This is a genomic window from Crocinitomicaceae bacterium, from assembly GCA_016708105.1.
GTDB lineage: Bacteria > Bacteroidota > Bacteroidia > Flavobacteriales_D > Crocinitomicaceae > JADJGJ01.
The window spans coordinates 264018-278539 of the sequence record JADJGJ010000001.1 but is presented as its reverse complement, the minus strand read 5'-3'; the positions used below and the strand labels follow the sequence as shown (position 1 = coordinate 278539).

Sequence of the window (14522 nt, the reverse complement as noted above, 5' to 3'; positions counted from 1 at the left end):
AGGAAAAAGCTCAGATCAAAACCAACGAAATTTATTCTCGCCACTGTTGTCGGATTTTATCGATATGCGTCATGAATTGGTTTTGTTATCAAATAAAATGGATTGGAAATATTTTGAAAAGAATTCTCAGTTCATTATTCAAATACCGGTCAGCCATCAATGCCAATAAGATTTATGATTGGATGTCTTTTGTTAAAGCACATTTACAATTTGGGAGATGAGACTCTGGCTAAGGCATGGGTGATGAATCCTTACATGCAGTATTTTTGTGGTGCATCAAACTTTCAACATATTTTCCCATGTGATCCAAGCGACTTTGTACATTTTCGTAAACGAATTGGTGAAGCCGGAGTGGAAAAATATTTGTTCATTCAATAAATCTTCACGGAACAAAAGCAAAAAATCAGATGCTGTTATCTGATACAACTGTTCAAGAAAACAATACCACTTTTCCAACGGATGCAAAACTGGCAAAAAAGTTATTGACAGGTGCAATGCCATTGCTAAGGAAGAAGGGATTAACCAACGCCAAACGTACACTAGAACAAGTAAACAACTTGTTCGTGACACGCACAATTCACATCACCCTAAAAGAATAAAAAAAACCAAGAAAGGCAAAATTAAAACTACGCACAATTGCAAAAGACAACTTCGAGAACTAGAACGTGAGCTTCCACAAGAAACACTTTTACAATACAAAGAAGACCTTGATTTATGTTGGAGAGCAATTACACAAACGCGGCTTGATAAAAATAAAGTTTACAGTCTTCACAAACCGTTTACCACTTGTATTGCTAAAGGAAAGGCGCACAAGCAATATGAGTTTGGTAATAAAATTGGATTGATGGTGAATCCAAAAACATTAGTTATCCTGGGGATAGAAAGTTTTTCTGGAAATCCGCATGACAGTAACACAATAGAACCTCTGCTTAATCAAATAAAAAATAATCTAAACTATTTACCAAAAGAAATTGTTTATGACAGAGGTGGAAAAGGGAAAAAAACAATTTACGGAGTTGAAATATGTACACCAACAAAACCTACAAAAAACACAACGCCTTATCAAAAAATTACGACCCGAAAAAAATTCCGTCGAAGAGCAGCCATCGAGCCAGTAATAGGACATCTTAAGACAGATCACAGAATGGAAAAAAATTACTTGGGCGGCGAAAGTTCATCAAAAATCAATGCAATGTTCGCAGCCACCGGATGGAATTTAAAGAAACTAATGGATAAATTAGTTCGTGATATTTTTGGTGATTTTTCAAATTGGTTCAGAGTCGATTTTTTAATGGTTCGGACTCAAATAAAATTTGGTTGGTAAGGAACGACTATTTATGCCTGCTCTTTAGAAGAGTATATTGGCATATAGTTGAAATGGTTGAAATAAACTATATTCAATTTCCAAAACTGCATTTCCAAAAAAATTCACTACATTCAACTGTTGATTTATAAATATTCAACTGCGTTTAACCCAAAACTACGCTTTTTATTGTTGCTTACTTGTTGATTTCAGCGGGACTTGGAATGCAAGCTGCGTGCTAATAAAAGAATGAAATGATACTTGATATATGGAAGCAAATAAAAAAAGGCGAGATTTCTCCCGCCTTGAATGTTTTCACAACGGAATAATCCTTATTGTGATTTGCTTCAAAATGTAAAACGAAGATAATAAAATAATTTGATATGAAAAAAATATTGGGACTTGATTTAGGTGTTACTTCAATTGGATGGGCTCTGGTCAATGAAGCCGAGAACGAGAAGGAAAAATCTTCTATAATAAAACTAGGAGTCAGAGTAAATCCTCTAAGTGTTGATGAACAGCAAAATTTTGAGAAAGGAAAAGCGATTACAACAAATGCTGATAGGACACTCAAACGAAGTATGCGCCGAAATTTGCAACGATACAAATTGCGCAGATTAAATCTAATTCAAGTTTTGATTGAACATAATATTATCAATAACGACACAATTTTATCAGAAAACGGCAATCGCACCACTTTTGAGACATACCGTTTAAGGGCTCAAGCGGTAACTAAAAAAATCTCGTTAGAAGAATTCGCACGCGTATTATTGATGATCAATAAAAAAAGAGGATATCGCAGCAGTCGAAAGGCGGACGGGTCAGAGGAGGGAACATTAATTGACGGAATGGAAGTAGCAAAAAAATTATATCATGACAAATTAACTCCAGGTCAGTTATGCCTACAACTACTTGCGTCAGGCAAAAAAAGTTTTCCCAACTTTTATCGTTCTGATTTAGAACATGAGTTCGACAGAATTTGGGTCAAACAAAAGGAATTTTACAGCCAAATTCTGACGGATAGCCTTCGAGAAAATTTACGCGGAAAAAACGAAAAAACTACATGGGCTATTTGTGCCGAACCTTTCAAAATAGTCGGTTTAAGACGTGATACTAAGGGTGAGGAACTTAAGAAAGAGAATTTTTTATGGCGACACAAAGCACTTTCGGAAAAATTAGATTTAGAAAGTCTAGCAATAGTTCTGCAAAAAATAAACGGACAAATAAGCGGGTCCAGCGGCTATTTGGGTGCGATTAGTGATCGCAGCAAAGAACTCTACTTCGACAAGCAGACAGTTGGTCAATATCAAATGGCTATTCTCGAAAAAAATCCAAATGCGAGTTTGCGTAACATGGTATTTTACCGGCAAGACTATTTAGATGAATTCAATTCAATCTGGGAAGAACAAGCAAAGCACCACACCATATTAACTGAAGATTTGAAAAATCAAATACGTGATATCGTAATTTTTTATCAACGTAGGCTTAAATCTCAAAAAGGCCTAATTAACTTTTGCGAATTTGAAAGTAGAAAAATTGAAGTAGTTGTCGATGGTAAAAAGAAAGAAAAAACGATTGGATTGAGGGTGACACCACGTTCATCACCACTATTTCAAGAATTTAAAATTTGGCAAACAATCAATAATATCGAAGTTTTCGGAAAAGGCAAGAAGAGCAGAAGAAATACGAAGGAGGATCAGATAGAAGTTGAATTACTTGGTAAGGAGAGAAGGCTCCTTAATCAAGAAGAAAAGGAATTGATTGCTAGAGAACTTTCTATCAGAGATAAACTAACTGGCATCGATACTTTGAAATTACTGTTTAACAATCCAACCGAATTAGATATCAATTTTAAAGAAATTCAAGGCAATCTAACACAATTTCAATTATTTGGCGCTTATCAAAAAATCATTGAATTGTCTGGACATTCACTGAATTTGAAGCAATCTGCAGAAGACATACTGAATGATATAGTCGATATCTTCAAAACGCTTGGCTACAATACGGACATATTGTTTTTTGATTCATCAAAGGAATTAGATAGTCAAAATTCTTTCCGATTGTGGCATTTACTGTATTCATTTGAAGGTGATAATTCCAAAACAGGCAATGAAGGACTTATTAATAAATTAATGTCAGATTTTGGTTTCGAGAAAGAAGCAGCCACCATTCTATCCGCAATAAACTTTCAAGACGACTATGGAAATCTATCAGCAAAAGCAATTCGAAAAATACTGCCACACCTGAAAGATGGAAATCAATATGATGTTGCTTGTGAATATGTAGGTTATCGTCATTCCAAATCTTCATTAAATAAAGAAGAAATTGAAAACAAAATTCTGAAAGATCACTTAGATATTTTACAGAAAAATAGTTTGCGTAATCCAGTGGTTGAGAAAATCCTCAATCAGATGATCAACGTCGTTAACACGTTAATAATTACCTATGGAAAACCAGATGAGATAAGAATTGAGCTTGCGCGTGAATTGAAAAAAAATGCGAAACAACGTGAAGAACTGACTAAGTCAATAGATTCAAACACGAAAATGCATGAGGAAATCAAACTCAAGTTGCAAAAAGAATTTGGATTAAGTAATGTGAGTCGAAATGATATTATCCGATATAAGCTTTATGAAGAACTTAAAGATAATGGATACAAAACTCTTTACAGTAACACTTACATTGAACCTGCAAAATTGTACAGCAAAGAGATAGATATAGAACACATAATACCCCAATCAAGATTGTTTGATGACTCCTTATCAAATAAGACAATAGAACTCAGGAGTATAAATATTGAGAAAGGAAACAAAACTGCAATTGATTTTGTAAAAGAAAAATATGGCGACGCTGGTTTACATGCATATATCGAAAGAGTTGATCGCTTGCTTAAAAACGACAGTAAAAAAAGAAGTAAACTGAGCAAATTAAAAATGTCTGAAAAAGAAATACCTGATGGATTTATAAATCGTGATTTAGGGAACACCCAGTATATAGCCAAATACGCTAAATCAATCTTAGAAGACTTAGTAAAATATGTAATAAGCACTACGGGTACTATCACAGATAGACTGAGAGAAGACTGGCAATTAGTTGACGTAATGAAAGAACTCAACTGGAAAAAATATCATGCTCTGGGATTAACAGAAGAACATACAAATGGAGACGGAAAAATTATTCGTCGCATTAAAGACTGGACTAAAAGAAATGATCATCGTCACCACGCAATGGATGCCTTGACGATTGCATTTACCAAAAGACAATACATCCAATATTTGAATAATTTAAATGCAAGGAGTGATAAAAATTCCGCCATATATGGTATAGAACAAAAAGAACTCAAGCGCAACGAGAAAGGAAAATTGTTATTTAAACCTCCTTTCGAAATCACAGAATTTAGAACTGAAGCAAAAAAACAACTGGAGAACACATTGATTTCAATAAAATCAAAAAACAAAGTTGTAACAACCAATATTAATAAAGCGAAAAATAAGGTTTTCACAAAAATCATTACCCAAACAGGAGAGGAGAAAATAATCAGAGGGCAAGTGGTAAAAACTCCACGTGGTCAATTGCATTTAGAAACAGTATATGGAAGTCAGATGCAATATGTGACAAAGTTAGAAAAAGTGGGCGCCAACTTCACCAAAGAAATTATCGCAACAGTAGCAAATCATAAATGTAAAGTTGCCCTATTGAATCGTTTGCATGAATTCAATGAAGATCCAAAATTAGCCTTTACTGGTAAAAATTCACTTACAAAAAATCCAATCTATTTAGATGAGGCGAAAACAAAAGTGGTACCGGAAAAATTGAAAACAGTGTCTCTTGACAGAATCTTTACAATTCGAAAAGAAATTTCTCCTGATTTAAAACTGGATAAAATAGTTGATACCGGTATTAGAAAAATATTGGAAAAGAGGCTTTCTGATTATAAAGGTGATCCAAAGAAAGCATTTTCAAATTTAGATGAAAATCCAATATGGCTTAACCAAGAGAAGGGAATATCTATTAAACGTGTCACGATAACCGGAGTTGCTAATGCAGAAGCGTTACATCATAAAAAAGATAAAGAAGGTAAATTACTATTAGACAATAATGGCAAACCGCAAGCGGTAGATTTTGTAAACACTGGAAACAATCACCACGTTGCAGTTTACCGTGACGCAGAAGGAAATCTGCAAGAAAATGTCATTTCATTCTACGAAGCAGTTTCCAGACGAAATTTGGGGTTTCCGATCATTGATAAAAACTACAGGAAAAATGAAGGTTGGCAATTTTTATTCAGCATGAAACAGAATGAATATTTCGTTTTTCCAAATGAAAAAACCGGTTTCAACCCGAAAGAAATTGACTTAACCGACACTAATAAATATTCCGAGTTTAGTCCGAACTTGTTTAGGGTGCAAAAAATTGCTACTAAGGACTACTTCTTTCGTCATCATCTTGAAACAAAAGTTGAAACCAATAACGATCTCAAAGGTCTGACTTGGATAAGAACTGGATTATCAGGACTGACAAATATTATTAAGGTTCGCATTGATCATATTGGGCAAATTATACAGATGAACGAATATTAATATCTCCATATGATCAAACGCACCCTATACTTCGGCAACGCGGGCACACTCAGACTCAAAGACAAACAAATGAGCATTGAGGTGCAATTGGATGGAGCAGTAAAAACTACCACCATTCCGGTTGAAGATATTGGAATTGTTATTTTAGATCATCAGCAATTATTGATTTCGCATGCCTTGATTCAGGCATTGCAAGAAAATAATGTGGCATTGATAACTTGTGATCAGCGTCACATGCCGCAGAGTTTGACTTTTCCGTTAGAGGGGAATACCTTGCAACAAGAACGGTACGAGAATCAGATTGCGGCAAGTGAACCACTTAAAAAACAATTGTGGGCACAAACCATCTCACAAAAAATAAAAAATCAAATGGCTGTTTTGCGTGCCTTGGATAAAGAGCATGAATACCTGCATCCTTTGTACAAAAATGTCAAGAGCGGTGATGCGGATAATCATGAAGCAACCGCCGCATCATTCTACTGGCAAAAATTATTTGGACATATTGACGGTTTCGTGCGGCAACGCAGTGGCCCTTCACCCAATGAACTTTTAAATTATGGCTATGCCATTTTGCGTGGCACGGTTGCGCGAAGCATTGTAGGTGCAGGATTGATTCCTACCCTGGGTTTATTTCATAAAAACAGATACAACGCTTTTTGTCTTGCTGATGATTTGATGGAACCTTATCGTCCGTATATTGATTTGATGGTGTATCAGCTGGTAGCAAAATCAGGCATACCGGCAGGAGTGACCAAAGAAGTAAAAGCTGAATTACTAAAAATTCCGGTACTGGATGTAAAGCTGGATGATGAGAGTAGCCCGCTCATGCTGGCAACACAACGCACAGCCGTGAGTTTAGTAAAATGTTTGAATGGAGAACAACGGAAATTATTATTTCCGCAGATTGAATAGTTTATGGATTTGACCACAGAACGTTTAAATGCCTACCGGATTATGTGGACCTTGGTGATGTATGACTTACCTACCGAAACAAAAAAAGAACGGAAAGCTGCAGCGCGTTTCAGAAAAGAATTGCAGAAAGACGGATTTGCGATGTTTCAGTTCAGTATGTACATACGACACAGTGCCAGCAGTGAAAATGCAGCGGTACATCGCAGACGGGTTTTGGGTTTATTACCTGAAAAAGGTCTAGTTGGTATTTTACAAATTACTGATAAACAATTTGGGCAAATGGAAATTTTCAGAGGCACTAAGGTAAGTCCATCACCTGATGTTCCGCAGCAATTGGAGTTGTTTTAATTCCCCCCTCTCCTCCCTTCCTCCCTAAATCCCTCCAAAGGAGGGACTGATTGGAGGTTTTTAGTTGAGTGATTTACGAAATGGATTATTTATAAATTCCTCCGAGAGAGGGACTGATTGGAGGCTTTTAGTTGAGTGATTTACGAAATGGGTTATTTATAAATTCCTCCGAGGGAGGGACTGGTACAAGTTTGTTGGCTGAGAATTTACAACTGGCTTCCCCCTCGCGGAGGGGGATTGAGGGGGAGGTTTTTGCTAAGCTATTTTCAGAACAAACTTCTTTATATAGCAAGATTGAGTCGTATGCCTGTTGGAATAAAAGCGCAGTAAGGCTCGGGCAGAAAGAGAAATGCATCCATTTTTTCCCTTGTAACATAACTTCAGAAACAAAAACAGGAATAAAAAAATCCGGCACTAAGACCGGATTTAATGTTTGACGAAACCATTTTTTTCATTTCTAAAAAGCACAGAATCCATTGATTTTACTGAGTTTTTTGATCTATCTGTTGTTCGTCAATAAATCAAAGATACATTTTGAAAGCAAATCACAACTGAGCCTGAATGTTGTAACCTGCAACGTTGTTCGTCAATAAATCAAAGTACATTTTGAAAGCAAACACACTCTATCGACTTGAGCATCACACCCCACCGTTGTTCGTCAATAAATCAAAGATACATTTTGAAAGCAAATCACAACTACAACCGGTCGATATTTCGCAGTTGGAGCGTTGTTCGTCAATAAATCAAAGATACATTTTGAAAGCAAATCACAACCCGATAATTGGAAACCTTAACACTGCCAACGTTGTTCGTCAATAAATCAAAGATACATTTTGAAAGCAAATCACAACTACCGACAAACAAATGATAAAAAACGGTCTGTTGTTCGTCAATAAATCAAAGATACATTTTGAAAGCAAATCACAACTAAGTAGAGTAAACCAGTGAAGTATCAATAGTTGTTCGTCAATAAATCAAAGATACATTTTGAAAGCAAATCACAACTCGGCGCCCTGGTAACCTTGCAATAATTCAGTTGTTCGTCAATAAATCAAAGATACATTTTGAAAGCAAATCACAACCATCTGACCACGTTATGCGGTGTTGTTGCTGTTGTTCGTCAATAAATCAAAGATACATTTTGAAAGCAAATCACAACTACTTATTCTTTTCCCATCACCAACAAAAGGTTGTTCGTCAATAAATCAAAGATACATTTTGAAAGCAAATCACAACTTGACCATTAAGAGTATGATTTCCATTTAAGTTGTTCGTCAATAAATCAAAGATACATTTTGAAAGCAAATCACAACAAGTAAGCGCAGTTTTTTATAGGATTCAAAGTTGTTCGTCAATAAATCAAAGATACATTTTGAAAGCAAATCACAACGGAGGGTGTTATGCCCAATAAAAAACGACAGTTGTTCGTCAATAAATCAAAGATACATTTTGAAAGCAAATCACAACTGCTGCTTGCAATTTTACAAAAGTCTTTGGTTGTTCGTCAATAAATCAAAGATACATTTTGAAAGCAAATCACAACCCCCCCAATTGTGATTGTCATTCCTTTGTGGTTGTTCGTCAATAAATCAAAGATACATTTTGAAAGCAAATCACAACCATTGTAGTGTTCCCATTTGCCGTTGGATAGTTGTTCGTCAATAAATCAAAGATACATTTTGAAAGCAAATCACAACGGTGAGTGCATTATACGCCATGATTACCCAGTTGTTCGTCAATAAATCAAAGATACATTTTGAAAGCAAATCACAACCAGGATTTACAACGGAACAAGATGCACACAGTTGTTCGTCAATAAATCAAAGATACATTTTGAAAGCAAATCACAACCGGTTTCGCCGGACAGTATAGAAATTATTTGTTGTTCGTCAATAAATCAAAGATACATTTTGAAAGCAAATCACAACACCTAGCTCTGATACTTTAATGTCACCCAAGTTGTTCGTCAATAAATCAAAGATACATTTTGAAAGCAAATCACAACTACCAAACTTGGTCATTGAATCATTTATCTGGTTGTTCGTCAATAAATCAAAGATACATTTTGAAAGCAAATCACAACTATGTTCGGTGCATTCAAAATATATTTATCGTTGTTCGTCAATAAATCAAAGATACATTTTGAAAGCAAATCACAACGTCGGCATGTAAGTCCAGTCGGGTTGACCTGTTGTTCGTCAATAAATCAAAGATACATTTTGAAAGCAAATCACAACTCGTGTGAAACAAACTGCGGTTGCTGAGAAGTTGTTCGTCAATAAATCAAAGATACATTTTGAAAGCAAATCACAACTTGCCTGTTTGAATGCCTTGGCTGATTCTTGTTGTTCGTCAATAAATCAAAGATACATTTTGAAAGCAAATCACAACTGGGGTAATCGTCTGAAAAAACATGAGATGTTGTTCGTCAATAAATCAAAGATACATTTTGAAAGCAAATCACAACACTCAACCGCAATAATCCACGACTGCGTGAGTTGTTCGTCAATAAATCAAAGATACATTTTGAAAGCAAATCACAACCTGAAATTGTGTTGGCCCAAGTTAAGTTGGGTTGTTCGTCAATAAATCAAAGATACATTTTGAAAGCAAATCACAACAGGTGAAGCAAGTGTACCGACGTACAATCCGTTGTTCGTCAATAAATCAAAGATACATTTTGAAAGCAAATCACAACATATCTTCGGTTAGGGTTTAGTTTAGCGTCGTTGTTCGTCAATAAATCAAAGATACATTTTGAAAGCAAATCACAACTGAAATGGAATACACTAAATACCCTGCAAAGTTGTTCGTCAATAAATCAAAGATACATTTTGAAAGCAAATCACAACCCGGCCTCCTTTGCGTACACCATGACTGGCGTTGTTCGTCAATAAATCAAAGATACATTTTGAAAGCAAATCACAACAGAAAACGTGCAAATAGTTAGAACATTAAAGTTGTTCGTCAATAAATCAAAGATACATTTTGAAAGCAAATCACAACTGACGACATAGACCTCAGCCGGGTAGCTAAGTTGTTCGTCAATAAATCAAAGATACATTTTGAAAGCAAATCACAACTTGTTATACGGTAGAATTATCGTTGTGTTGGTTGTTCGTCAATAAATCAAAGATACATTTTGAAAGCAAATCACAACGGAACTAGATGAGTATCGAGGATCAATATTGTTGTTCGTCAATAAATCAAAGATACATTTTGAAAGCAAATCACAACCGCAGAGGGTGGTTATACAGGTGATGGCGGAGTTGTTCGTCAATAAATCAAAGATACATTTTGAAAGCAAATCACAACACACGACATTGATACATCAGTATTAATATCGTTGTTCGTCAATAAATCAAAGATACATTTTGAAAGCAAATCACAACGATCCTCTGACGAGGCAAACGGAACAGATGGTTGTTCGTCAATAAATCAAAGATACATTTTGAAAGCAAATCACAACTTGTTATCAGGTGGTTATTTTGCCTGGCGAGTTGTTCGTCAATAAATCAAAGATACATTTTGAAAGCAAATCACAACAGATAATATTGAATTAAATCTTTCAATTAAGTTGTTCGTCAATAAATCAAAGATACATTTTGAAAGCAAATCACAACAAACCCTCCAACCTCACGAACACGTGGAATGTTGTTCGTCAATAAATCAAAGATACATTTTGAAAGCAAATCACAACTGAAAACCTTCAATTAGTAATGGTATTACGGTTGTTCGTCAATAAATCAAAGATACATTTTGAAAGCAAATCACAACATGATACGATGGCTATTTTCATCCGATCAAGTTGTTCGTCAATAAATCAAAGATACATTTTGAAAGCAAATCACAACTGTCGGATTCAGGCATCGCTGCGGCGCTCAGTTGTTCGTCAATAAATCAAAGATACATTTTGAAAGCAAATCACAACTAATACAATTAATATAACTCTAAACTGTTTGTTGTTCGTCAATAAATCAAAGATACATTTTGAAAGCAAATCACAACTATTTTCTTTGTGCGAGATCTAACTCTATGTTGTTCGTCAATAAATCAAAGATACATTTTGAAAGCAAATCACAACTACCACCAATCAACCAGTGAATGTAAACGGGTTGTTCGTCAATAAATCAAAGATACATTTTGAAAGCAAATCACAACACACAGTTTCACCATTATTTGCACTTTGTGTTGTTCGTCAATAAATCAAAGATACATTTTGAAAGCAAATCACAACAGGGAACGCTCCAGACTCAGCAATCATTGCGTTGTTCGTCAATAAATCAAAGATACATTTTGAAAGCAAATCACAACTGAACGATAGCGCCGTAATCGGTGTCAGATGTTGTTCGTCAATAAATCAAAGATACATTTTGAAAGCAAATCACAACTTTACCCTCAGCAACTACCAAATCCCGGTGTTGTTCGTCAATAAATCAAAGATACATTTTGAAAGCAAATCACAACTGGATCTCATGGATTTCTGACGTTCACGCCGTTGTTCGTCAATAAATCAAAGATACATTTTGAAAGCAAATCACAACAGCCAACTTTTATCCAACGGTAAATGGGAAGTTGTTCGTCAATAAATCAAAGATACATTTTGAAAGCAAATCACAACGAGGCCGTGTTCATCGTGGTTCATTCCAAAGTTGTTCGTCAATAAATCAAAGATACATTTTGAAAGCAAATCACAACTGGCTACGTCGTAACCAAGCATAAAAATAGGTTGTTCGTCAATAGCGTCCTAAACGATCAATTAAAAAAAGTAAGAGAAGGATAGTTTCTGTAACTCAAATTATCTTTGAGGGCCACAACAAAAAACCAACACCTTCTCCTATGGTAAAATTAACCTTGTTTTCTCAAATAATCTCCAAACTGGATAGATTAAAATTCAATAAGATTGTAAAGGAAAAACAAACAGACAAGCATCAAAAAGGGTTACAATAGCTGGACACATCTGATTTCAATGCTCTTTTGTCAATTTGCAAAAAGTCAATCAATACGGGATATTAGCAACGGTTTACGATCAGCAACCGGTAACTTAAATCATATGGGCATAGAAAGAGCTCCTTCTAAATCAACCATAAGCTACCAAAATAAACACAGGGATTGGGAGCTATTTAGAACATACTATTATCATTTGCTGGGAAGTTTAGGACAGCAGGTGGGATTTAAACAGGTTAAATTTAAAATCAAATCCAAAATATTTTTAGTAGACTCAAGTACCATAAGTTTGTGCCTCTCATTATTTGATTGGGCAAGATACAAGACGGCAAAGGGAGCTGTGAAAATGCATACAATGCTTGATTATGATGGCAATTTGCCGGCTTATGTAAATATCACCGATGGAAAAACAGCCGACAATAAAGGCGCATATGATATTCCTTTACTCAAAGGAAGTGTGATTGTAGCAGACCGATATTACAACGATTTTTCATTGTTAAACATTTGGGACAGCAGCGGAGTATATTTTGTCATCAGGCACAAAGAAAACATCCAATACAAAACCAAAAAAAGAAAATCCTCTACTAGATAATCGACATCAGCATATACTCAAAGATGAACTCATTGAACTAACGGGTGTCCTTTCGAAAAAGAAATATCCCAAACCGTTACGGAGAGTATCTGTTTGGGATGAGGTAAATGAGCAGGTAATTGAAATCATCACCAATCAATTAACCTGGACTGCCAATACCATCGGGGAACTCTATAAAAGCCGGTGGCAAATCGAAATTTTTTTCAGAGAAATAAAACAACTCCTTCACATTAAATCGTTCATTGGAACAAGTCATAATGCCGTAATGATTCAAATATGGACGGCATTAATAACAATTCTGATTTTAAAAGCAATGAAAGCAATGGCCAAATTTAAATGGCATCTCTCAAACCTTGTCGCTTTTCTGCGACTCAATTTATTCGTGAAAATTGATCTTCAGCAGTGGATCAATAAACCATTTGAAGAAAGCAAACCTCCGGACAAAGAAATTTATCAGGGGGTTCTGTTTTGAATTTAACCATTTTCTATATCGAAACCCGGCAAATTCAATAACTTTAAACTAAATAAAATTCGTTTAGGACGCTATTGGTTGTTCGTCAATAAATCAAAGATACATTTTGAAAGCAAATCACAACCGCAGGTGGTTTGTCAAAAACATGGGGATTGTTGTTCGTCAATAAATCAAAGATACATTTTGAAAGCAAATCACAACCCGCACAACTTAGAAACCAACTTAGGTCTAGTTGTTCGTCAATAAATCAAAGATACATTTTGAAAGCAAATCACAACATTGTTGGTTAGCATTTTCACGAAGTTTACGTTGTTCGTCAATAAATCAAAGATACATTTTGAAAGCAAATCACAACTGATGACGTACTAACGATTGATAACCCCGTGTTGTTCGTCAATAAATCAAAGATACATTTTGAAAGCAAATCACAACAGGTAGGTTCAATGTAAGCCACGCTGCAAGTTGTTCGTCAATAAATCAAAGATACATTTTGAAAGCAAATCACAACGAACACTTGGAATTTATCACCAGTCAACCCGTTGTTCGTCAATAAATCAAAGATACATTTTGAAAGCAAATCACAACAGCATGGGCTTCTTACCGTTTGGCTTTGATGTTGTTCGTCAATAAATCAAAGATACATTTTGAAAGCAAATCACAACAGAAGGGTGCGATTGGTGTATGGTCGAATGGTTGTTCGTCAATAAATCAAAGATACATTTTGAAAGCAAATCACAACCACGGACAAACAAATGATAAAAAACGGTCTGTTGTTCGTCAATAAATCAAAGATACATTTTGAAAGCAAATCACAACTAAGCACCTGACCATGATTCATAATCAGGGTTGTTCGTCAATAAATCAAAGATACATTTTGAAAGCAAATCACAACCGGCGGCGTAGTTGTTTATAGTTACCGGCTGTTGTTCGTCAATAAATCAAAGATACATTTTGAAAGCAAATCACAACATCACACCAACCAACGCCATTGACGTTTCGGTTGTTCGTCAATAAATCAAAGATACATTTTGAAAGCAAATCACAACATTGATTCAAAGTTACAAAAAACCCCCGAAGTTGTTCGTCAATAAATCAAAGATACATTTTGAAAGCAAATCACAACAGGTGAAGCAAGTGTACCGACGTACAATCCGTTGTTCGTCAATAAATCAAAGATACATTTTGAAATGGAGCGTAGCGGAATTCAGCGAATCAAAAAAATAAATTCTGAGCTAAAGCAAATCACAACAATTGTCACTAAAAAATCACTCAATCCAAAGTTGTTCGTCAATAAATCAAAGATATCCGACTGAAAAAGTCGGACAGGCATTTTGAAAATGGAGCGAAGCAATACCGAGTAAATATACA

At 35.3% G+C, this 14522-nt stretch carries 5 protein-coding genes, 1 pseudogene and 1 CRISPR repeat array; all 6 genes and pseudogenes read left to right on the top strand.

Annotated elements, in window-relative coordinates:
- Positions 1–159: 159 nt before the first annotated feature.
- Positions 160–378: a transposase gene (locus tag IPH66_01075; GenBank protein MBK7127945.1), complete on the top strand. Its 219-nt coding sequence runs from the start codon at positions 160–162 to the stop codon at positions 376–378.
- A gap of 103 nt (positions 379–481) precedes the next feature.
- Positions 482–1324, top strand: a complete 843-nt coding sequence (locus IPH66_01070) for a transposase (protein MBK7127944.1) — start codon at positions 482–484, stop codon at positions 1322–1324.
- Between the two features lie 362 nt (positions 1325–1686).
- Positions 1687–5883 carry a type II CRISPR RNA-guided endonuclease Cas9 gene (gene cas9, locus IPH66_01065; protein ID MBK7127943.1) on the top strand — a complete coding sequence of 1399 codons (4197 nt, stop codon included), beginning with the start codon at positions 1687–1689 and terminating at the stop codon, positions 5881–5883.
- A gap of 9 nt (positions 5884–5892) precedes the next feature.
- Positions 5893–6795, top strand: a complete 903-nt coding sequence (gene cas1 / locus IPH66_01060) for a type II CRISPR-associated endonuclease Cas1 (GenBank protein ID MBK7127942.1) — start codon at positions 5893–5895, stop codon at positions 6793–6795.
- 3 nt (positions 6796–6798) lie between these two features.
- Positions 6799–7143 (top strand): CRISPR-associated endonuclease Cas2, encoded by a 345-nt coding sequence (cas2, locus tag IPH66_01055; protein MBK7127941.1) that lies wholly within the window; start codon positions 6799–6801, stop codon positions 7141–7143.
- 4839 nt (positions 7144–11982) lie between these two features.
- Positions 11983–13154, top strand: a pseudogene (locus IPH66_01050) (IS4 family transposase).
- A 77-nt stretch (positions 13155–13231) separates the two neighbouring features.
- Positions 13232–14277: direct repeats of the CRISPR family, unit length 47 nt; unit sequence GTTGTTCGTCAATAAATCAAAGATACATTTTGAAAGCAAATCACAAC.
- Positions 14278–14522 lie beyond the last annotated feature (245 nt).